The sequence below is a fragment of the Streptomyces sp. NPDC091272 genome (genome assembly GCF_044757485.1).
In the GTDB taxonomy this organism is placed as follows: Bacteria; Actinomycetota; Actinomycetes; order Streptomycetales; family Streptomycetaceae; genus Streptomyces.
Window position 1 is genome coordinate 248,364 of the sequence record NZ_JBIVVC010000007.1, and the last position, 21,054, is coordinate 269,417.

General features: G+C 72.9%; 22 protein-coding genes. 14 read left to right on the top strand and 8 right to left on the bottom strand.

What is annotated here, in order from left to right:
- Window positions 1-75 precede the first annotated feature (75 nt).
- Complete coding sequence (locus ACIQM4_RS21300) at window positions 76-996, bottom strand: SDR family oxidoreductase (RefSeq protein ID WP_401593706.1); 921 nt, start codon at window positions 994-996, stop codon at window positions 76-78.
- 1 nt (window position 997) lies between these two features.
- On the bottom strand, window positions 998-1,876 hold the full coding sequence (locus ACIQM4_RS21305; protein WP_401593708.1) for an SDR family oxidoreductase: 879 nt from the start codon (window positions 1,874-1,876) through the stop codon (window positions 998-1,000).
- Between the two features lie 67 nt (window positions 1,877-1,943).
- Between ACIQM4_RS21305 and ACIQM4_RS21310 the strand changes: the two genes are divergently transcribed.
- Genes ACIQM4_RS21310 through ACIQM4_RS21330 form a run of 5 tightly spaced genes read left to right on the top strand, consistent with a single transcriptional unit; the run spans window position 1,944 to window position 6,533 of the window.
- A complete protein-coding gene (locus ACIQM4_RS21310) occupies window positions 1,944-2,774 on the top strand; it encodes an enoyl-CoA hydratase family protein (protein WP_401593711.1) in 831 nt (276 codons plus the stop codon).
- Window positions 2,771-3,679, top strand: a complete 909-nt coding sequence (locus tag ACIQM4_RS21315; RefSeq protein ID WP_401593714.1) for a CoA transferase subunit A — start codon at window positions 2,771-2,773, stop codon at window positions 3,677-3,679. Before ACIQM4_RS21310 ends, ACIQM4_RS21315 begins: the two co-directional genes overlap by 4 nt.
- Window positions 3,676-4,431, top strand: a complete 756-nt coding sequence (locus ACIQM4_RS21320; RefSeq protein WP_401593717.1) for a CoA-transferase subunit beta — start codon at window positions 3,676-3,678, stop codon at window positions 4,429-4,431. The genes ACIQM4_RS21315 and ACIQM4_RS21320 overlap by 4 nt, the downstream gene beginning before the upstream one ends.
- A 23-nt stretch (window positions 4,432-4,454) precedes the next feature.
- Window positions 4,455-5,522 carry an NAD(P)H-dependent flavin oxidoreductase gene (locus tag ACIQM4_RS21325; protein ID WP_401594165.1) on the top strand — a complete coding sequence of 356 codons (1,068 nt, stop codon included), beginning with the start codon at window positions 4,455-4,457 and terminating at the stop codon, window positions 5,520-5,522.
- 30 nt (window positions 5,523-5,552) lie between these two features.
- Window positions 5,553-6,533, top strand: a complete 981-nt coding sequence (locus tag ACIQM4_RS21330; RefSeq protein WP_401593719.1) for a tyrosine-protein phosphatase — start codon at window positions 5,553-5,555, stop codon at window positions 6,531-6,533.
- Between the two features lie 26 nt (window positions 6,534-6,559).
- Here ACIQM4_RS21330 and ACIQM4_RS21335 read toward each other — a convergent pair whose 3' ends face one another.
- The 5 genes from ACIQM4_RS21335 to ACIQM4_RS21355 all read right to left on the bottom strand — a co-directional run bounded on the left by ACIQM4_RS21335 (window position 6,560) and on the right by ACIQM4_RS21355 (window position 11,488).
- A complete protein-coding gene (locus ACIQM4_RS21335) occupies window positions 6,560-8,266 on the bottom strand; it encodes a DEAD/DEAH box helicase (protein ID WP_401593721.1) in 1,707 nt (568 codons plus the stop codon).
- A 156-nt stretch (window positions 8,267-8,422) separates the two neighbouring features.
- The gene (locus ACIQM4_RS21340; RefSeq protein ID WP_003969786.1) at window positions 8,423-8,626 is read right to left on the bottom strand and encodes a cold-shock protein; all 204 of its coding nucleotides are present in this window, start codon (window positions 8,624-8,626) and stop codon (window positions 8,423-8,425) included.
- Window positions 8,627-8,868: 242 nt separating this feature from the next.
- Complete coding sequence (locus ACIQM4_RS21345; protein WP_401593724.1) at window positions 8,869-10,026, bottom strand: acetyl-CoA C-acetyltransferase; 1,158 nt, start codon at window positions 10,024-10,026, stop codon at window positions 8,869-8,871.
- Window positions 10,027-10,051: 25 nt separating this feature from the next.
- Window positions 10,052-10,666: a TetR/AcrR family transcriptional regulator gene (locus ACIQM4_RS21350; protein ID WP_401593727.1), complete on the bottom strand. Its 615-nt coding sequence runs from the start codon at window positions 10,664-10,666 to the stop codon at window positions 10,052-10,054.
- A 36-nt stretch (window positions 10,667-10,702) separates the two neighbouring features.
- Window positions 10,703-11,488, bottom strand: a complete 786-nt coding sequence (locus ACIQM4_RS21355; protein ID WP_401593730.1) for an SDR family oxidoreductase — start codon at window positions 11,486-11,488, stop codon at window positions 10,703-10,705.
- 108 nt (window positions 11,489-11,596) lie between these two features.
- Here ACIQM4_RS21355 and ACIQM4_RS21360 point away from each other — a divergent pair, with 108 nt between their 5' ends.
- The 6 genes from ACIQM4_RS21360 (at window position 11,597) to ACIQM4_RS21385 (ending at window position 16,298) form a co-directional block, all read left to right on the top strand.
- On the top strand, window positions 11,597-12,520 hold the full coding sequence (locus ACIQM4_RS21360; RefSeq protein WP_401593733.1) for an enoyl-CoA hydratase: 924 nt from the start codon (window positions 11,597-11,599) through the stop codon (window positions 12,518-12,520).
- Window positions 12,521-12,524: 4 nt separating this feature from the next.
- Window positions 12,525-13,670: an acyl-CoA dehydrogenase family protein gene (locus ACIQM4_RS21365; protein WP_401593735.1), complete on the top strand. Its 1,146-nt coding sequence runs from the start codon at window positions 12,525-12,527 to the stop codon at window positions 13,668-13,670.
- Entirely contained in the window at window positions 13,670-14,611 is a 942-nt protein-coding gene (locus tag ACIQM4_RS21370) for an acyl-CoA dehydrogenase family protein (RefSeq protein WP_401593737.1), read from the top strand. The genes ACIQM4_RS21365 and ACIQM4_RS21370 overlap by 1 nt, the downstream gene beginning before the upstream one ends.
- A gap of 255 nt (window positions 14,612-14,866) precedes the next feature.
- On the top strand, window positions 14,867-15,559 hold the full coding sequence (locus ACIQM4_RS21375) for a phosphatase PAP2 family protein (protein WP_401593740.1): 693 nt from the start codon (window positions 14,867-14,869) through the stop codon (window positions 15,557-15,559).
- Between the two features lie 88 nt (window positions 15,560-15,647).
- Window positions 15,648-16,025 (top strand): VOC family protein, encoded by a 378-nt coding sequence (locus ACIQM4_RS21380; RefSeq protein ID WP_401593743.1) that lies wholly within the window; start codon window positions 15,648-15,650, stop codon window positions 16,023-16,025.
- A 48-nt stretch (window positions 16,026-16,073) separates the two neighbouring features.
- A complete protein-coding gene (locus tag ACIQM4_RS21385) occupies window positions 16,074-16,298 on the top strand; it encodes a hypothetical protein (protein ID WP_401593746.1) in 225 nt (74 codons plus the stop codon).
- A 144-nt stretch (window positions 16,299-16,442) separates the two neighbouring features.
- Here ACIQM4_RS21385 and ACIQM4_RS21390 read toward each other — a convergent pair whose 3' ends face one another.
- Window positions 16,443-17,024, bottom strand: coding sequence for a HutD family protein (locus tag ACIQM4_RS21390; protein ID WP_401593748.1), 582 nt, complete (start codon window positions 17,022-17,024; stop codon window positions 16,443-16,445).
- 242 nt (window positions 17,025-17,266) lie between these two features.
- On the opposite strand from ACIQM4_RS21390, the gene ACIQM4_RS21395 reads away from it, so the two are divergent.
- From ACIQM4_RS21395 to ACIQM4_RS21405, 3 genes are all read left to right on the top strand, one after another.
- Window positions 17,267-18,040 (top strand): SDR family NAD(P)-dependent oxidoreductase, encoded by a 774-nt coding sequence (locus tag ACIQM4_RS21395; RefSeq protein WP_401594168.1) that lies wholly within the window; start codon window positions 17,267-17,269, stop codon window positions 18,038-18,040.
- A gap of 34 nt (window positions 18,041-18,074) precedes the next feature.
- Window positions 18,075-19,694 (top strand): MFS transporter, encoded by a 1,620-nt coding sequence (locus tag ACIQM4_RS21400; RefSeq protein WP_401593751.1) that lies wholly within the window; start codon window positions 18,075-18,077, stop codon window positions 19,692-19,694.
- 84 nt (window positions 19,695-19,778) lie between these two features.
- Window positions 19,779-20,969: an SLC13 family permease gene (locus tag ACIQM4_RS21405; protein WP_401594171.1), complete on the top strand. Its 1,191-nt coding sequence runs from the start codon at window positions 19,779-19,781 to the stop codon at window positions 20,967-20,969.
- Window positions 20,970-21,054 lie beyond the last annotated feature (85 nt).

The following is a 21,054-nucleotide window of genomic DNA, read 5'->3' on the forward strand; positions in this document are numbered from 1 at the left end:
GCGAACAGCTGCCGCGGCCGACGGGGCGCCTCCAGCCGCCCCCCCCCCCCCCCGCTCCCCCACTCCATTCCCCCTCTACTCCCCCGCCCCGTAGACCGCCCCCGGCGCCACCGCCTCGCCCAAGAGCTTTCGTGTCGCCTCGCCGGCTTCCTGCGGGGTCCAGCGGCCGGCCTTGTCGATCGTCGGTCCCGGGCGCCAGCCCTCCATCACCGTGATCCGGCCCGCCTCCGCCTCGAAGACCCGGCCGGTGACCCCGGCGGAGCCGTCCGAGCCGAGCCACACCACCAGCGGTGAGACGTTCTCGGGGGCCATGGCGTCGAAGGCCCCCGAGCCCTCTTCCGGCGCCGCCATCGTGTCCGCGAAGGTGGCTTCCGTCATACGGGTGCGGGCCGCCGGTGCGAGGGCGTTGACCTGGACGCCGTAGCGCCCCAGCTCCGCCGACGCGACCAGTGTCAGGCCCACGATGCCGGCCTTCGCGGCCGAGTAGTTGCCCTGCCCGACGCTGCCCAGCAGACCCGCCCCCGAACTGGTGTTGACGACCCGGGCACTCCGCCGCCGCCCAGCCTTCGCCTCCGCCCGCCACCACTGCGCCGCGTACTTCAACGGCAGGAAGTGGCCCGTCAGATGGACCCTTACGACCGCGTCCCAGTCGTCCTCCTCCATGTTGACCAGCATCCGGTCGCGCAGGAAGCCCGCGTTGTTGACCAGGGTGTCGATCGCGCCGAACTCCTCCACCGCCGTCGTGACCAGGGAGGCAGCCCCCTGTGCCGTCGCGATGTCGCCGCCGTGCGCGAGCGCTTCGCCGCCCGCCGCACGGATGGCAGCGACGACGTCGTGCGCAGGTCCTTGCGAGGCGCCCGCGCCGTCCGCGGCCACGCCGAGGTCGTTGACGACGACCTTCGCGCCCGCCGCGGCGAAGGCCAGCGCGTGGGCCCGGCCCAGCCCCCGCCCCGCGCCCGTCACGACCACCACTCGGCCTTCGGCGATTCCCGTCATCTCAGCTCTCCTTCGGCTTGTCCACGTGCGCGGTGTCCGGCGTTTTGTGCACGTGCGCGGTGTCCGCAATCTTGTGCACGTGCGCGGTGTCCGGAACCCTGTTCACCTGCGCGGTGTCCGGAACCCTGTTCACCTGCGCGGCGTCCAGAAAGGCGGGGCGTTCGCCACCGCCGTGCACCAGCAGCGACGCCCCGCTGATGTACGCCGCCTTCGGCGAGGCGAGGAAGACCGCCGCGTCCCCGATCTCCGACGGCTCCGCGAGCCGCCCCGCCGGAACGGTCCTGCCGACCGCGGCGAGACCCGCCTCGTCCCCGTAGTGCAGATGCGAGAGTTCGGTCCTGACCATCCCGAGGACCAGCGTGTTCACCCGTACCTCCGGCGCCCACTCCACCGCCATCGTCCGCGCGAGGTTCTCAAGTCCCGCCTTCGCCGCCCCGTAGGCGGCCGTGCCGGGGGAGGGCCGGGTGCCGCTCACGCTGCCGATCATCACGACCGAGCCGTGTGCCTCCTTCAGGTACGCGTACGCCGCCAGCGACGCCGTCATCGGCGCGAGGAGGTTCAGCTCGATCACTCTGGTGTGCCGGGCGGCGTCGCCGTTCCCCAGCAGCCGGTAGGGGGCGCCGCCCGCGTTGTTGACCAGTACGTCCAGGCGTCCGTACGTCTGCGCGACACCGGCGAAGAACTCCCCCACGGCCACCGGGTCCCGCAGGTCGACCGGTCTGAACTCGGCCTTGCCGTGCGCCACTTCGACCGGTTCGTCCGGCGGTCTGCGGGCACAGACCACCACCCGTGCCCCGGCCGCCAGGAAGGCCCGCGCGATGCCCGCGCCGACCCCCCGGGTGCCACCTGTGACGACGGCGACCCTCCCGTCCAGCTCCATTCGCTGCTACCTTCCTGACCCAGCACGCACCTAACAAATGTTTGGTGGAAAGGTAGCTGATCCGCTCATGGGTGTCTCCACCTCCCGGCCCGAAAAAGCCGTCGTCGTCGTCACCGCCGACTTCCCACCGGTCAACGCGCTGCCCGTACACGGCTGGTACGAGTTGGCCGACGCGGTGCGCGCCGCGGGCCGCGACCCGGACGTGCGCTGCGTCGTCCTCACCGCCCCGCCGGGCAGCCGCGGCTTCAACGCGGGCGTCGACATCAAGGAGATGCAGCGCGAGAGCGCGGCCGGCGGCGGCCACCAGGCCCTGCTCGGCGCCAACAGCGGCTGCGCGGAGGCCTTCGCCGCGGTGTACGAGTGCGAGGTCCCGGTCGTCGCGGCGGTCGAGGGCCACTGTCTCGGCGGCGGCATCGGCCTGGTCGGCAACGCGGACGCCGTCGTCGCCTCCGACGACGCCACCTTCGGCCTGCCCGAGCTGGACCGGGGTGCGCTCGGCGCCGCCACCCACCTGTCCCGGCTGGTCCCGCAGCACCTGATGCGCGCCCTGTACTACACCTCGCGCACCGTCAGCGCGCGGGAGCTGCACCACCACGGCTCGGTCTGGAAGGTCGTACCACGCGCCGAACTACGGGACGCGGCACTGGCGTTGGCGCACGAGATCGCACTCAAGGACGGCTCCCTGATCCGTCTCGCGAAGGCCGCCATCAACGGTATCGACCCCGTGGACGTACGCCGCAGCTACCGCTTCGAGCAGGGCTTCACCTTCGAGGCCAACCTCAGCGGCGCCGCGGACCGCATCCGCGCCGGCTTCGGCCGGAGCGCGGCGGACGGCGGCAACGGCGGCAGGAGCACGAGCAGCGAGAGCAACGAGGGCACCGAGGAGAGCACCGCATGACCGACAAGACGATGACCCCCGACGAGGTCGTCTCCCGCCTGCGCGACGGCATGACCCTCGGCATCGGCGGATGGGGTTCGCGCCGCAAGCCGATGGCCCTGGTGCGCGCGATCCTGCGCAGCGAGCTCACCGGGCTCACCGTCGTCTCGTACGGCGGGCCCGACGTCGGCCTGCTCGCCGCCGCGGGCAGGATCCGCAAGCTGGTCACGGCGTTCGCGACGCTCGACACCATCGCGCTCGAACCGCACTTCCGCACCGCCCGCCAGCAGGGCACCCTCGAACTGACCGAGGTCGACGAGGCCATGCTCATGTGGGGCCTGCACGCCGCCGCGAACCGGCTCCCGTTCCTGCCCGTCCGGGCCGGTCTCGGCTCCGACGTCATGCGCGTCAACCCCGGCCTGCGGACGGTCACCTCCCCGTACGAGGACGGCGAGAGCCTCGTCGCGATGCCCGCTCTGCGCCTGGACGCCGCCCTGGTCCACATGAACCGCGCGGACCGCCTGGGCAACGGCCAGTACCTGGGCCCCGACCCGTACTTCGACGACCTGTTCTGCGAGGCGGCTGACGAGGCGTACATGTCCTGCGAGCGCCTGGTGGACACCGCCGAACTCACCAAGGAGGCGGCCCCGCAGACACTCCTGGTCAAACGGTCGACCGTGACCGGCGTCGTGGAGACCCCCGGTGGTGCGCACTTCACCTCCTGCGCCCCCGACCACGAGCGCGACGAGGCCTTCCAGCAGGCGTACGCGAGTACTCCCTGGCCCGAGTTCGCCGCCCGTTTCCTCTCCGGCGACGACGAGGCGGCGTACCACGCCGCGGTCCGCAGCTGGCACGAGGAGCAGTCGAACCGCATCCGGCACGACGAGCAGTCGAACCGCATCCGGCACGAGGAGCAGCCGAAGTGAGCACGCACCCCCTGACCGACGTCACCCGCGCCGAGTACTGCGTCGTCGCCTGCGCCGAGGCCTGGCGCGGCGACGGCGAGATCCTGGCCGCGCCGATGGGCCTGATCCCCGGTATCGGGGCCCGCCTCGCCAAACGCACCTTCTCCCCCGACCTGCTGCTCACCGACGGCGAGGCGCTGATCGTGGGCCTGGACGGCACGCCCGAGGGCTGGCTGCCGTACCGGCAGCACCTCACGATGGTGACCGGCGGCAAGCGGCACGTGATGATGGGCGCCAGCCAGCTGGACCGGTTCGGCAACCAGAACATCTCCTGCATCGGCGACTGGCACCGGCCCGCCCGCCAGCTCCTCGGTGTGCGCGGCGCACCGGTCAACACCTTGAACAATCCGGTCAGTTACTGGGTGCCCAAGCACTCCACCCGGGTCTTCGTCGAGAAGGTCGACATGATCTGCGGGGTCGGTCACGACAGCGCGCGGGCGGCCGGGCCCGCCGCGACGCGCTACCACCGGCTGCCGCGGGTGGTCAGCGACCTGGGCGTCTTCGACTTCGGGACGCCGGACCGTTCGATGCGCCTGGTGTCCCTGCACCCGGGCGTGAGCGTCGACGAGGTCCGTGAGGCCACGGGCTTCGCGCTCGCCGTCGCGGAAGGCGACGTTCCGTACACCCGGGCGCCGGACGCCGAGGAACTCCGGCTGATCCGTGAGGTCGTCGACCCGGCGAACACCCGCGACCGGGAGGTGCGGCCCGTATGACGTCGGAGCAGCCGGTACCCCGGATGGAGACCGCGCTCACCCGCCTCGTCGGGGTCCGCCACCCCGTCGTGCAGACCGGCATGGGGTGGGTGGCGGGCCCCCGGCTCGTCTCGGCGACGGCGAACGCGGGCGCGCTCGGCATCCTCGCCTCCGCGACGATGACCGTCGAGCAGCTGCGTCTTGCCGTGCGCGAGGTCAGGTCCCGCACGGACGCGCCCTTCGGCGTGAACCTGCGGGCGGACGCGGGGGACGCCCGCGAACGGGTGCGGATCATCATCGACGAGGGCGTGCGGGTGGCTTCGTTCGCCCTCGCCCCGTCCCGCGAGCTGATCGCCGAGCTGAAGGACGCGGGGGTCGTGGTCATCCCGTCCGTGGGCGCCCGCCGGCACGCCGAGAAGGTCGCCGCGTGGGGGGCGGACGCGGTCGTCGTGCAGGGCGGCGAGGGCGGCGGGCACACCGGGGACGTCGCCACCACCGTGCTGCTGCCGCAGGTGGTGGACGCGGTCGACATCCCCGTGGTCGCCGCGGGCGGCTTCCACGACGGCCGCGGCCTGGTCGCCGCACTGTCCTACGGGGCGGCGGGCGTCGCCATGGGCACCCGCTTCCTGCTGACCTCGGACTCGACGGTGCCGGACGCGGTGAAGGCCAGGTACCTGGCGGCGACGGTCAAGGACGTCACCGTCACCACAGCGGTGGACGGCCTGCCGCACCGGATGCTCCGTTCGGACCTCGTCGACGCCCTCGAACGCTCCGGGCGTACGAGGGCGCTGGCGCACGCGGTCGCGCGGGCGGCGTCCTTCCGGAAGCTCTCCGGGCTGACCTGGTCCCAGCTGGTCCGCGACGGGATCGCCATGAGACACGGCAAGAGCCTGTCCTGGAGCCAGGTGCTGCTGGCGGCGAACACCCCCGTGCTGCTGAAGGCCGCGATGGTCGACGGCCGCACCGACCTCGGCGTGATGGCGTCGGGACAGGTCTCGGGTGTGATCGACGACCTGCCGAGCTGCGCCGAGCTGGTGGCACGTGTCATGGCCGAGGCGGAAACCACCCTCGCCCGGCTGCGGACCCTCCCCGCCCTGCCGACACCAGGGTGATCTCCCTTTCCCCGAACAGGAGTTGACCTGATGAGCCGCAACCGAGTCCGCCTGGCCACCGGGGCGGTCGTGTCCGCCCTCCTCCTCGGCGCACCACCCGCCTCCGCTCTCGCCGAGGTTCCCGCGCCGGGCACCGTCCAGGTGCGGCACGACCGGCAGGCCGGGCCCGTCGGCCACCACGTCGGCGCCCCGCGCCTGATTCCGCTGGAGGGGGCGGTCAACTTCCGCGACGTCGGCGGCTACCGCACCTACGGCGGCGGCGCGGTCCGCCACGGCCTCGTCTACCGCGCGGACGGCCTCGGCAGGCTCACCGACCCGGACCTGCTGACCCTCAAGGGCCTGCGGCTGGGCAAGGTGATCGACTACCGGGTGCCCGTGGAGGTGCAGTACGACGGCCGGGACCGGCTCCCGCCAGGTCTGGCGGTGACGGAGCGGCCCGTCAACGACAGTGGTCTGTACGGGCAGATGATGGCGGCGATCGCCACCGCGGACCCGGTGCGCCAGGAGGCGGCGCTCGGCGGCGGCAAGGGAGCCGCACTGATGAGGTCGGTCTACCGGACCCTGATCAGCGACCCCGCGAACACCGCGCAGTTCGCCGCCACGTTCCGCGACATCGCCCGCGGCAGCTCCCGCTCGGCGGTCCTGTTCCACTGCACGTCGGGCAAGGACCGTTCTGGCTGGACGAGTTACGTGCTGCTGCGCGCCCTCGGCGTGCCGGAGCGCACGGCCCGCGCCGACTACCTGGCGTCGAACACCATCAGGGCCGCCGCCGACGCGAAGGTCCGCGAGGGGCTGAGGCAGGCCGGCCTGATGCAGCACCCGGAGCTGCTGATCCCGCTCCAGGAGGTCCGTGACGACTACCTCGACACGGCCCTCGCGGAGGTGACGGCGCGCTACGGCAGCCTGCACTCGTACCTGAAAAGAGGGCTGGGCCTGGACCTCCGCACCCTGGCGAAGCTCCAGACCCAGCTGGTCGGCCGACCGGGGCCGGCCTCTCACGTCACACCCTGAGGCAGCGGTGCGAAGTCCCCGTGTGCTCAGGCAGCGGTGCGCCGGCCGCCCTGGCCGCCGCCCTGCCGCCGCTGCGACTGGCCGCCCTGGCCCGCGCCGGCGCGGGACTGGCCGCCACCGGTACGCGCCTGGCCGCCGCCCGTACGGGACTGGCCGCCCTGGCCACCGCCGGCCCGCGCCGGACGGGACGGACGGCCGCCGGCCGCCGCGCCGCCTGCCGCTGCGCCGGCGGCTCCCGCACCTGCGCCGCCACCGCGGCGGCCACGGGTCCTGCTGCGCCCGTCGCCGGCCGGACGGCCCGCGCCGCCGGCACCGGCCGGGCGGCGCTTCGCGGGCTGCTGCTGCACCGGCTGCGGCACCTCGACGACCACGGCGACACCGGACGGCTCGCGGGCGCCCGTGATGGACGCCAGCTCCTCGTCGGTGGACTTCACCCGGGCGGTGCGCGGCGCGATGCCCGCGTCGCTCATCAGCCGGGTCATCTCACGCTTCTCCTCGGGGAGCACGAGCGTGACGACGGATCCGGACTCACCCGCGCGGGCGGTACGGCCGCCGCGGTGCAGGTAGTCCTTGTGGTCGGTCGGCGGGTCCACGTTCACGACGAGGTCGAGGTCGTCGATGTGGATGCCGCGGGCCGCCACGTTGGTCGCCACGAGCGCGGTGACCTTGCCGGTCTTGAACTGCTCCAGGGTGCGGTTGCGCTGCGGCTGGGAACGGCCGCCGTGCAGCGCGGCCGCGTACACCCCGGCGGCCAGCAGCCGCTTGGCGAAGCGGTCGGCGGCACGCTTGGTGTCCACGAACATGATCACGCGGCCCTCACGGGCGGCGATCCGGGCCGCGACGGCCTTCTTCTCGGTCTCGTCCATGACGTAGAGCACGTGGTGCTCCATCGTCGTGACGGCGCCGGCGGACGGGTCCACCGAGTGCACGACCGGGTCGGTCAGGAACATCTTCACGAGCTTGTCGATGTTCTTGTCCAGCGTCGCGGAGAACAGCATCCGCTGACCGTCCGGCTCGACCTGCTTGAGCAGCGCGACGACCTGCGGCATGAAGCCCATGTCGGCCATCTGGTCGGCCTCGTCGAGGACGGTGATGGCGACCTGGTCCAGACGCGCGTCACGCCGCTCGATGAGGTCCTTGAGGCGGCCGGGGGTGGCGACGAGCACTTCCGCGCCCCGGCGCAGCGCGTTGGCCTGCTTGGTGAGCGACATGCCGCCGACGACCGTGGTCAACCGCAGGTTGACGGCGGTGGCGTACGGCGTCAGCGCGTCCGTGACCTGCTGGGCGAGCTCACGCGTCGGTACGAGGACGAGCGCGAGCGGCGCGTGCGGCTCGGCGCGTCGTCCCGCGGTGCGGGCGAGCAGCGCCAGGCCGAAGGCCAGCGTCTTGCCGGATCCCGTGCGTCCGCGGCCCAGGATGTCCCGGCCTGCGAGCGAGTTCGGCAGCGTCGCGCCCTGGATCGGGAACGGCTCCGTCACCCCCTGCGAGGCGAGGGTCTTGAGGAGTGCGGCAGGCATGTCCAGCGCTTCGAAAGCCTCGACCGACGGCAGCGCGGGGGTGAGGGACTCCGGCAGTGCGAATTCACCCTGGGGCGGCGTGGACCGGCGGGCAGGGCCCTTTCCGGAATTCTTCGTCGAAGCCTTGCCGCGGCCCCTGGCAGGAGCAGCACTCGACGGTCGGTTGCGCGCCGGACGGCCGGTGCGCTCGGTGGAGGATCGTTCGAAACGGGTCATGCAGTAATTGCCTTCTTCCTGGGGACAGCCTGGTTGCCGTGGCGGAACCGGCCTCGGCGCGGCCCGCGCGCTCCGGCGGGCCCTGCGAACACAACAACAAGCCGGGACCCGCACCTTCACGGTGCGGGCCCCGGCTAGAGGTTCGCGTCCGGGCGATTAGGCCGGGACGATGTTCTCCGCCTGCGGGCCCTTCTGGCCCTGCGTGACGTCGAAGGAAACCTTCTGGCCCTCCTGGAGCTCGCGGAAGCCCGAGGTGGCGATGTTGGAGTAGTGGGCGAAGACGTCGGCGCCGCCGCCGTCCTGCTCAATGAAGCCGAAGCCCTTTTCCGAGTTGAACCACTTCACGGTGCCAGTAGCCATTTTGTATCTCCTAAAACAGGGGCAGAGCCGGAAATCCGCACTTTACGAATTCCTCGTCGCCGCAATGACCCCATCCGGAGAGCCGGAAACCGGCAATGACCGGAAAAACAAATGTGCACCTGTCGAAGTGTTCTCGTCAGGCGCACATAAAGTTCATGGGTACCAAAACTGCAACTCCACTACCGTAGCACGCCCCCGCGGCGGGCGCGCGGTGGAACGTGCCAAGTCAGACGCCTCATGATCTACAGCCGCTCGATGATCGTCACGTTGGCCTGGCCGCCGCCCTCGCACATGGTCTGCAGCCCGTAGCGGCCGCCGGTGCGCTCCAGCTCGTGCAGCAGCGTCGTCATCAGCCGGACCCCGGTGGCGCCCAGCGGGTGGCCGAGTGCGATGGCGCCGCCGTTGACGTTGACCCGCCCGGGATCGGCGCCGGTCTCCTTGAGCCAGGCGAGGACGACCGGGGCGAACGCCTCGTTGATCTCCACCAGGTCGATGTCCTGGATCGACATCCCGGTCCTCTTCACCGCGTACGCGGTGGCGGGGACGGGGGCGGAGAGCATCCGGATCGGGTCCTCGCCCCGCGCGGAGAGGTGGTGGACGCGGGCGCGCGGGGTGAGGCCGTGCTCCCGGACCGCCCGTTCGGAGGCGATCAGCATCGCCGCCGCGCCGTCGGAGACCTGTGAGGAGCACGCCGCCGTGATCGTGCCGCCCGCCACCACCGGCTTCAGTCCGGCCATCTTCTCCAGCGAGGTGTCGCGGCGCGGCCCCTCGTCCACGGTGACGTCCTCGTAGGGGACCGTCTCCGCTGCGAAGCGGCCCTCGTCGATCGCCCGCAGCGCCCGCCGGTGCGAGCGCAGGGCGAACTCCTCCATGTCGCGCCGCGAGATCCCCCACTTCTCGGCGATCAGCTGCGCGCCGTGGAACTGGTTGACCGGTGCGTCGCCGTACCGCGCGCGCCAGCCCCTGGAGCCGTGGAAGGGGCCCTCGGTGAGGCCGAGGGGTTCCGCCGCCTGCCGGGAGGCGAAGGCGATCGGGATCTGGGTCATGTTCTGGACGCCGCCCGCGACGACCAGGTCCTGGGTGCCGGAGAGCACCGCCTGCGCGGCGAAGTGGACCGCCTGTTGCGAGGAGCCGCACTGGCGGTCGACGGTCACGCCCGGCACCTCCTCCGGGAGGCCGGCCGCCAGCCAGGCCGTCCGCGCGATGTCGCCCGCCTGCGGTCCGACGGTGTCCAGGCAGCCGAGTACGACGTCCTCGACGGCGGCCGGGTCGATGCCCGAGCGCTCCACGAGGGCCTTCAGGACGTGGGCGCCCAGGTCGGCGGGGTGGACGGCGCCGAGGCCGCCCCCGCGCCGGCCGACGGGGGTGCGTACCGCTTCGACGATGTAGGCCTCGGCCATGGTGGCTGCTCCGTTTCGGTGGGGTTCACTCGGTGCGTACGGCGATCCCGTCCAGCACCATCGACAGGTACTGGCGGGCGATCTCCTCGGGGCTGTGCCGTCCGCCGGGCCGGTACCAGGACGCAGCCACCCACACCGTGTCGCGCACGAAGCGGTAGGTGAGGCGGATGTCGAGCTCGTCCCGGAAGGCGCCTTCGGCGACCCCGCGCTCCAGCGTGCCGAGCCAGGCCTTCTCGAACTTGGCCTGCGAGTCGGCGAGGTAGTGGAAGCGGGGCTGGGCGGACAGGTGCCCGGACTCCTTCTGGTAGATGGCGACGGCGGCGCGGTGCCGGTCGATCTCCCGGAAGGACTCGGTGACGAGGGCCTCGATGGTCTCCCTGGGCCCCAGCGGGGCGGCCAGCACGGTGTCGTACCCCTCCCAGAGCTCGGTCAGGAAGGTGGAGAGGATCTCGTCGAGCATCGATTCCTTGGAATCGAAGTGGTAGTAGAGGCTGCCGGCGAGCATTCCCGCCGCGTCGGCGATCTTGCGGACGGTGGTGGCGTTGTAGCCCTGCGCGGCGAACACCTCGGCCGCGGTGTCGAGGAGTTCGCGACGACGCCGGGGGGAGGCGGTCACCTGGGGCTTCTTCTTGGTAGGCACGGGCCCATTCTCGGTCCGCGCCCGGCCCCCGGGTGCTCAGGCATGCTGGCTGCTGACCGCCACCGTCTCCCCGGTCATGTACGAGGAGTAGCCGCTGGCCAGGAAGACGATGACGTTGGCGACCTCCCACGGCTCGGCGTACCGGCCGAAGGCCTCGCGCTCGGTCAGCTCCGCGAGGAGTTCGGGGGTGGTGACCTTCACCAGGTGCGGGTGCATGGCCAGGCTGGGGGCCACCGCGTTGACGCGTACGCCGAACCCGGCCGCCTCGATCGCCGCGCACCGGGTGAGCGCCATCACGCCCGCCTTCGCGGCGGCGTAGTGGGCCTGTCCCGCCTGCGCGCGCCAGCCGACGACGGAGGCGTTGTTGACGACGACGCCTCCCGTGCCGGCCTCCTTCATGGCGCGCAGCGCGGCCCTGGTGCAGCGGAAGGTGCCGCCCAGGGTGACGTCCAGGACCTTGGACCACTGCGCGTCGGTCATGTCGACGAGGTCGGCCGTACCGCCTAGCCCGGCGTTGTTGACGACCAGGTCGAGGCCGCCGTGGGCCTCGGCGGCCTCAGCGAAGAGGGCCTGGACCTGGCCCTCGTCGGTGACGTCGCACACCAGGGAGGTGACGCGGTCGGCCCCGAACTCCTCGGCGAGCGCCTGCTGCGTCTCCTTCAGCCGTCGGGCGTGCGCGTCGCCGATGACGATCCGCGCCCCTTCCTCCAGGAAGCGGCGCGCGGTGGCGCCGCCGATTCCCGCGCCTGCCGCGGCGGTGATGACGGCGCTGCGCCCGTCCAGCAGCCCGTGCCCCTTCACGTACGCCGGAGCGTCACTCACGCCCGTACCTCCTCGGGAAGCCCGAGCAGTCGCCCGCGTGCACTGCTCGACGCTGTCATGGCCGTACGTTAACCTACCAAACACTTGTTAGGGAAGGATGGTTCCACCATGTCAGCCGAGACCCCCGGCCCGTCCGACACCTCCCGCACGTCCGCCGCGGCGCCGGCGCCCGAGGCGGGCGGCCCCGAACCGGTGCTGTACGAGCGCCGGGGGCCCGTCGCCCACGTCACGCTCAACCGGCCCCGCTACCGCAACGCCCAGAACTCCGCGATGACCTACGCCCTGGACGACGCCTTCTACCGCGCGGCCGAGGACGACGAGGTCAAGGTGGTGGTGCTGGCGGGCGCGGGCGAGCACTTCTGTGCCGGGCACGACATCGGCACTCCCGGGCGCGACGCCCACCTGCCCTTCGAGCGGCGGGCGGGCCTGTGGTGGGACCACTCGGACAAGGCGGGGGCGGAGAGCAGGTTCGCCCGCGAGTCCGAGGTGTACCTGGGGATGTGCAGGCGCTGGCGCGAGCTGCCGAAGCCTGTGGTGGCGTCCGTGCACGGGGCCTGTGTGGCGGGCGGGCTGATGCTCGCGTGGATCTGCGACCTGATCGTGGCGTCCGACGACGCCTTCTTCGCCGATCCGGTGGTACGGATGGGGATCCCGGGCGTCGAGTACTTCGCGCACCCGTGGGTGATGCCGCCGCGCGTCGCCAAGGAGTTCCTGTTCACCGGCGACCGCATGGGCGCCCTCCGGGCCTACGAGGTGGGGATGGTCAACCGGGTGGTGCCCCGCGCCGAACTGGCCTCGCACACGGCCGCTCTGGCACTGCGCATCGCCGAGATGCCCCGGCTCGGACTCGCCCTCACCAAGCGCGCCGTGAACCAGGCCGAGGACCTCCAGGGCCTGCACACCGGCATGGACTCCGTCTTCGGCCTGCACCACCTCGCGCACGCGCACAACGCGGAGACGGCGAAGGACTCGCTGGGCGGGATGGACGTGGCGGCGATGAAGAACGCCGCCGGGCAGAAGTCGGCGGGCTGACCCCGTGGACCTCGACCTCAGCGCCGGCCAGGAAGCCTTCAGGGCGAAGGCACGGGCCTGGCTGGCGGACCACGTCCCCGCCGAACCGCTGCCGTCCCTCGAAACCGAGGAGGGCTTCGCCGCGCACCGCGCGTGGGAGGCCGAGCTGGCGGCGGACCGCTGGTCGGTGGTGTCGTGGCCGGCCGAGTACGGCGGCCGGGACGCGGACATCTTCCGGTGGCTGATCTTCGAGGAGGAGTACTTCGCGGCGGGTGCGCCCGGCCGGGTCTCGCAGAACGGCATCAACCTCCTCGCCCCGACCCTCCTCGACCACGGGACCGCGGAACAGCGGGCGCGCGTCCTGCCCGCCATGGCGACCGGGCAGACCGTCTGGGCGCAGGCCTGGTCCGAGCCGGAGGCCGGGTCCGACCTGGCGTCCTTGAGGTCGACCGCGGTACGGACCCGGGGCGGCTGGCTGCTCTCCGGACAGAAGACCTGGTCCTCGCGGGCCGCCTTCGCCGACCGGGCCTTCGGCATCTTCCGCAGCGACCCGCACGCGGACAGGCCGCACCGCGGACTGACGTATCTGATGTTCGACCTGCGTGCACCCGGTGTCACCGTCCGCCCCGTCGGGCGCCTGGACGGCAAGCCCGCCTTCGCGGAGCTCTTCCTCGACGAGGTCTTCGTGCCCGACCGGGACGTCATCGGCGAGGCCGGCCAGGGCTGGCGGATCGCCATGTCGACCACCGGCAACGAGCGCGGGCTGATGCTCCGCTCCCCCGGCCGCTTCCTGGCCGCCGCCGACCGGCTGGCCGCGCACTGGCGCGCGCACGCGGACCCCGCGGACACGGCGGTCCGCGACCGGGTCGCGGACGCGCTGATCGGTGCGCGCGCCTACCAGCTGTTCACCTGGGGGTGCGCCTCGCGGTTCGCCGCCGGGGAGAGCGTCGGCGCCGGGTCCAGCCTGAACAAGGTCTTCTGGTCCGAGTACGACATCGCCCTGCACGAGACCGCCCTCGACCTCCTGGGCCCCGACGGTGAACTGGCGGACACCGACTGGGCGCAGGGGTACCTCTTCTCCCTCGCAGGACCCATCTACGCCGGTACGAACGAGATCCAGCGCGACATCATCGCCGAGCGCCTGCTCGGCCTCCCGAAGGGCCGCCGCTGATGCGCTTCCTGCACAGCCGTGAACAGCAGGACTTCGCCCGTTCGCTCGACGCGATGCTGTCCGCCGCCGGCACCCCCGAGGTCGTACGGGCGTGGGAGGCGGGCGACCACGGGCCGGGACGGGCCCTGTGGGCGAGGGTCGCCGACGCGGGCGTCCTCGCCCTCGCCGTCCCGGAACCGTACGAGGGGATGGGCGTGCTGCCGGTGGAACTCGCGCTGGCCTTCCACCAGTTGGGCCGCCATGCCGTTCCCGGGCCGTACGTCGAGACGGCCGCGGCCGCGGTGCTGCTGGCCGGTTCACCGCTCGCGAAGGAGTGGCTGCCGAGGATCGCGGCGGGTGAGGCGCTGGTGACGCTGGCGGAGGACGGCGGGTACGCGCTGGACGCGGACGCCGCCGACGCCGTGTTCGTCCTGCGACCGGAGGTCGCCCTCGCCCCGCCGGGCGGTGGGCCGCACCGGTCGGCGGACCCGGCGCGGCGGCTGTACCGGCCGGCGGCGGGCGAGCCGGTCGCCGTCCCGCCCGAAGCGGCCGTCGCCGCCCGGCACTTCGCGCGCTTCCTGACCGCCGCGCAGGTGCTGGGCGTCGGTGACACGCTGCTGTCGCGGACGGTGTCGTACGTGGCCGGGCGCACCCAGTTCGGCACGCCGATCGGGGCGTTCCAGGCGGTGAAGCACCGGCTGGCGGACACCATGGTCGGGCTCGAGTTCGCCCGGCCGCTGCTGTACGGGGCGGCGCTGAGCTCGGCGCCCGCCGACATCGCGGCGGCGAAGGTGGCCACGGGTGAGGCCGCGTACGCGGCGGCCCGCGCGGCGCTCCAGTTGCACGGTGCGATCGGCTACACCCAGGAACTGGACCTCTCGCTGTGGCTGCGCAAGGCGAGACCGCTGCGGGACGCCTGGGGAACACCGGCGCAGTGCCGGGCGCGGGTGCTGGAGGGGTAGCCGGGCGGACGGCGGCGGGGCAGGTCGGAGAGGCCTTCCGAGGCGAACGCCTCCGGCGGTTCAAAAACGCTTCCCGAAGCGAACGTCTCCGACCCCTTGCCACACCTGGTGACACGTGTCAGCATCCCGCATAACAGCGGCTGCGCCACGCCGCCCGCAGCGCCCCTCCCGCACCGTCGCCACCCGCTGCCCTGCCCGCGTTCCCATTCCCGCCCGCTCCCGCCCGCTCCCGCTCCTGTCCCCGGAGGCTTCCTCATGTCCGCTCCCGCTCCGGCCCGCCGTGGCCGACCCCGGGCCCTGCTGTCCGCGGCGGCGCTCCTGCTGCTGCTTCCCGTACTGCTGGGCGTGGTGGTGCGCGGAAACGTGACACGACCGCCCTTCCAGGGGCTCGACGACACCTGGCTGCGCTGGATGGGCGGCCCGCACGAGGGCCTGCCGCAGGCGGTCGCCACCGCGCTGAACTGGTTCGGCGGGCCGTACGGCGCACTGGTTCAGCTCGCGGCGGTGCTGCTGCTCCTCGCGGTCCGCCGCTGGCGCTCCGCGCTCTTCCTCCTCACGGCGGTGCTCGGCGGTCAGCTCGCGGTCCAGGCCCTGAAGCACATCGTGGACCGCCCGCGCCCGGTGAACCCGCTGGTCACGGTCGACCACGGCTCCTTCCCCTCCGGGCACGTCGCGACGGCGGCGATGGCGGTCGTCGTGATCGGCGCGCTGTTCCTCCCGGGGGCGGCCCGCCGCCGGTGGTGGCCGGTCGGGGTGCTGCTGGTGCTCGCCATGATGTGGAGCCGTACCTGGCTGCACGCGCACTGGCTCTCCGACACGGCGGCAGGCGCACTGGCGGGCGCGGGCGCGACGCTGCTGGTCACCTGGGCGTTCGCCCCGCTGCTCGCCAAGGAACGCGGCCGCAAGGCCGTCCCGGAACCGGCCGCCCCCGCGACGGTTGCCGCCTGACCCGGCCCACGCGGCCATACCCGTCGACTCCCCCGCCCCCTGGGGCCGTCCCGCGGCACCGGCATCCCCGCACCCCTATCCTCGACGCATGATCGCCAGACTTCAGTGCACCGTGCTCGACTGTCCCGACCCGCTGCGGCTGGCGCGTTTCTACGCGGAGCTGACGGGCGGGGCGGTCAACCGTCACGACCCGCAGTGGGCCCTGGACGAGGACTGGGCGACCGTCCACACCCCGGACGGCCAGGTCCTCGCCTTCCAGCGCGCCACGGACTTCCGGCCACCGCGGTGGCCGGACCCGGCGCGACCGCAGCAGTTCCACCTGGACCTTGCGGTCACGGACCTGGCCGCCGCCCACGAGGAGGTGACGGCGCTCGGCGCGCAGGTGCTGGACCATGTCGACTCCGGCCGCGCCTTCAACGTCTACGCCGATCCCGCGGGCCACCCGTTCTGTCTGGTCGGGCACTGATCCGAGGTCGCACCGTGACTCCTGCGCCTGACGCGCGTTGGACACGGTATGAAAAAGCGAAGCATGGCTGCCGTCGCCTCTCTCGCCGCCGGTTTTGTCGCCGCGCTGGTCTCCCCCACCCCCGGTGCGCACGCCGCAGAGCCTGCGGACCAGCTCGGCTCGCTGCCCGTCTCGGGCGAGCTGCTCGACGAGGTGACGGAATCCGCGACCGACACCGTCGCGCAGACCGCCACCGGTGCCTCCCCGCAGGGACCGGCCGCGGCCGGACGGTAGTCAGGCCCCAGGGCCCCGTCAGGTCCGCCACCGCGCCCCGCACCCGGAACCAGGGTGCGGGGCGCAGTCGTGCCCGGACTCCTTCAGGGGCGCCGCACACCGTCCGCACTCCCTCAGCCGCGCCGCACCACCGTCCGCACTCCCTCAGCCGCGCCGTACCACCGTGATGACGGCGGCGCGGCCGACGGCGTGCAGGGTGCCCGGGGCGCCGTCGCACAGCACCGCGTCACGGGGGCCGAGGGTGAGCCCCGCGTCGGGCAGGGTCACGGGTGCGTCCAGTGCCACGACGACCGTGCTTCCGTGCGCCGCCGCCTCCAGGCCGGCCCGGCCCCGTACGACCTCGACGTGCGCGGTGGTGCCGGTGTCCCTGCGGTACATGACGTTGAGGTTGGTCACCGGACCGCCGAGGAGGCGGCACGCGGTGGGCACGTCGCCGGGGAAGTGCTGGGGGACGTAGCAGCTGTCCACCCGGCGGCCACCGGTGCCGGGCGCGGTGGTCTCCGCACCCAGGCTGAGGGCCATTCCCGCGCCGTCGACCATCGTCAGGATGCGGTCGACGCCGGAAAACTCGGAGAACGGGCCGTCCGCGGCCACCTCGGCGAGACTGATCCGCCAGACGAAGTCGGCTGACGAGGCGCCCGCCGGGAAGCCGGTGATCTCCCGGGTGATGCCGCCGCCGTTCTTCCAGGGGACGGCTTCGCGGTCGGCAGCGCGCAGCACCCTCATCGGAGCACCCCTCGCGCCCGGTCGTTCGGCATGGTCGAACTCGCTTTCCGTGCATACGTGGCCGGGCTGACGAGGCTATGCGATGTCGACGGCGGCGGCGGCGGCGGCGGCAGTCAGACGGTCGCCCTGGCCCCGGTCACACGCTCGCCCTGGCCCCGGTCACATCCCTTCCGCCGCCGGAGCGTGACTGCTAGAAGTATTCCTGTTAGTCACAGCAGCGGCGCACCGGAGGACGGGTGAGCATCGCACTGGACGGAAAAGTGGTCGTCGTCACCGGGGCGGGACGTGGCCAGGGTGCGGCGCAGGCCCGTCTGTTCGCGGCGGCCGGGGCGCGGGTGGTCGTCACCGACATCCGGGAGGACGAGGGCCGCGAGGTCGCCGGATCGCTGGGCGGCCAAGGGCTGTTCGTACGGCACGACGTGTCGGACGCGGCCGGCTGGGCGGCGGTGGCGCGTGCCGCGTCGGCGGCCTTCGGCCGGATCGACGCCCTGGTCAACAACGCGGCCCTGTGGCGGACCGCATCCGTCGAGGACGAGACGGCGGAGAACTTCGAGGCGCTGATCCGGGTGAACCTCCTCGGTCCGTTCCTCGGTATCCAGGCGGTGCTGCCCGCGCTGAAGGAGGCCGGCGCCGGTTCGATCGTGAACATCTCGTCGACCGCGGGCCTGGTCGGCATCCGCGGCCACGCGGCGTACAGCTCCACGAAGTTCGCCCTGCGCGGGCTGACCCGTTCCTCGGCCCTGGACCTCGCTCCGTACCGGATCAGGGTCAACTCCGTCCATCCGGGCGCGATCGACACCCCGATGATCGCCGCCACCTCCGGCCGGGACTGGTCACATCTGCCGCTGGGGCGGGTCGGCCGTCCGGAGGAGGTCGGCGAGCTGGTCCAGTTCCTGGTGTCGGACGCGTCGTCGTACGTCACGGGCACGGAGTTCACCGTGGACGGCGGCGCGACGGCCGGTCAGGGCGGCCCTGCCCCCGCGCGTTCCACGAGGGGTGACGAGGCAGGGGGTTGACCTCAAGTCCGCTTCAGGTCGCAGTGTTCGGGTCATGAAGCCGATACGTGTCTCCCGCTCCGCCTCGACCCTCCTCATCGTCCTGCTCGGATACCTCACCCTCCCCATGTCGATGTCGGGCACGACCATCGCGCTCCCGGAGATCGGCCGCGACCTCGACGCGTCCGGGCCTTCCTTGCAGTGGGTGGTCACCGGCTACTTCCTCACCGCGTCCGCCGTGATGCTCGTCGCGGGTTCCCTCGGCGACCTGTTCGGGCGGCGGAAGGTGTACGCGGCGGGCGCCGCCCTCTACACGGTTGGCACCTTCGTCGCCTCCACCGCCCACGACATCCTGCTGCTGGACGTGGCCCGCACCCTGGCCGGCGTCGGCGCCGCCGGGGTGATGGCGGGCGGCGGCGCGATCCTGGCCGCCACCTTCGAGGGCGCCGCCAGGACGAAGGTGTTCGCCGCGGTCGGCACGGTCGCCGGTGTGGGCATCGCGGTCGGCCCGTCGCTGTCCGGACTGCTGGTCGGCTCGTTCGGCTGGCGCACGGCCTTCCTGGTGTTCGGCGTCGCGGGGGTGGTGATCCTCGCCGCCACGCTCCTCATGCGGGAGTCGAGGGCGGCGCAGCGGCCGAAGGTGGACAGGCCAGGCGCTCTCACGTTCATCGCGGGACTCGCGCTGACCATGTTCGCGATCACCCAGGGCGGCGCCGTCCGCTGGGCCGGCCTCGCCGCCGGGCTGGCCCTCCTCGCGCTGTTCGTCCGCGTCGAGCGGCGCAGCAGCCATCCGATGCTGGACCTGGCGCTGGTACGCGACCGGCGGTTCATGGGCTGGATCGTGGGCGGCACCGCCATCGCGATCGGCTCGTCCGGCGTCATGATCTACTTCCCGACCTACCTCCAGGGTGTGAACGGCCTCTCGGCGAACTCGGCCGGTCTGGTCATGCTGTTGATGACGGCCCCGGTGTTCGTCGTCCCGCAGCTGGGCGCCCGGCTGGTCAACCGGGGTGTCCGGCCGCACCACCTGCTGGTCACCGCCCTCGTGCTGTCCGCGGCCGGCAACGCGCTCCTGGTCCTGCTCCTGCACCCGGGCGTCGGGGCGGCGCGGCTGGCGGCGCCGCTCGCCCTGATCGGCGTCGCGAACGGGCTCGCCATGGGGCTGGTCGACGGGCAGGCGATGAGCATGGTCGACCGGTCCCGGATCGGCATGGCCTCCGGTCTCCTCAACACGGTCAGGGCCGGCTCCAACTCCCTGATGCTGGCGGTCTTCGGCGCGGCTCTGACCGGGTTGCTCGGTGTCCGGCTCGGCGACGGGAAGCTGGCGGCGGACGTGGCGGCGGGCAGGCTCGAAGGGGCCGGGCAGGCCGTGCTGGCGACCGAGTTCAGCCAGGTGTGGAAGATCGCTCTGGCGGCGGTGGCCCTCGTCATGACGGCGGCGGCGCTCCTCGTACGGCAGATGCTCCGACCCGTACCGGTGCCCAACCCCGAAGGCGCGCGGCACACCGCGCCCGAACCCGTACCCGAAGCCGCGCGGCACACCGGGCCCGTACCCGTACCCGTACCCGTACCCGAAGCCGGGCATCGCGCCGAGCACGAACCCGTACCCCAGGCCGGGCGTCCCACCGAGCCTGGACAGCTCGCCGAGTCGGCGGCGGCGACCGGGGACAGGTGAGGGCGGGCGAGGTGGCTGGGGCAGGTGGGGTGGCTGGGGAATCAGCCACCCCACCTGTCCCTTTAGGCTGTCCGGGTGCCACTTTTGCGCCGTGCAGGACGCCTTCACCCCCTCGACAAGTTCGCCTTCGCGCTGCTCGCGCTCGGGCTGCTCGCCGTCGCGACCGGGCTGCTGCCGACCGGTCCCGCGGGGGACGTCATGGTGCGGACGGGGCCGCTGCTCGCCTTTCTGGCGACGGTGATCGTGCTCGGTGAGCTGACCGGCAGGGCGGGGGTCCTCGACGTCGTGGCCTCGTGGGTGGCGCGGACCGCCCGGGGGAACTACCCGGCCCTGTTCGCACTGTGCGTCGTCTTCGCGTCCGTCACCACCATCGCCCTGAACCTGGACACCACGGCCGTGCTCCTGACCCCCGTGATGCTCGCGCTCGCCGCCCGGGTGGGCATCGCGCCGCTGCCGATGGCGATGACGACGGTGTGGCTCGCGAACACCGCCAGCCTCCTGCTCCCCGCCAGCAACCTCACCAACCTCCTGGCCGCCGACCGCATCGGCCTCACTCCGGCCGGACTCGCCGCCACCCTGTGGGCCCCTCAGCTCGCCGCGATCGCCGTGACGACGGTCTGTCTGTGGGTCTTCTACTGGCGGCTCGGCAGGCGCGGCGCCCTCCGCTACACCCCGCCCGACGCGCCGACCGTGGCCGACCCGGTGCTGTTCCGGGTGAGCGCGGTGGCGTGCGCCGGGTTCCTGCTCGCCATCCTGGTCGCGGACGTCCCGCTGTGGGCGGCGTCCGGCACCGCCGCGTTGGTCGTCGTGGTGGCGTTCGCGGTGCGCCGACGGGAGGAGTTGAGGTGGTCGCTGGTCCCGTGGCGGCTGCTGGTGCTCGTCCCCGGGATGTTCCTGGTGGTGGAGAGCGCGAACAGCAACGGTCTGCACACGTTGCTGGCCTCCGCGCTCGGCTCCGGCGAAGGGCTGCCCGCGCTGCTGCGCACCGCCGGGGTCGGGGCGGGCGTATCCAACGTGCTCAACAACCTGCCCGCGTACCTGACCGGTGAGGCGGCCGTCCCCGAGGGCAACCCCCGCCAGCTCCTCGCGCTCCTCATCGGCGTCAACGTCGGGCCGCTGGTCACCCCGTGGGCGTCCCTGGCGACCCTGCTGTGGTTCGAACGCTGCCGCAGGTACGGCACCCCGGTCGGGCTCGGGCGTTTCCTGGGCACGGGCCTGGTGCTCGCGGTGACGGCCACCGTCGCCGCGACGCTCGCGCTCGCCGCAACCACCTGACCGAGGGGCCGGCGGCGGTGCGGGCCGACCCAGGAACGCGCCGCGGCGCCCGCCCCTTGTCCGGTCGGGGACGAGGTGGGGCAGG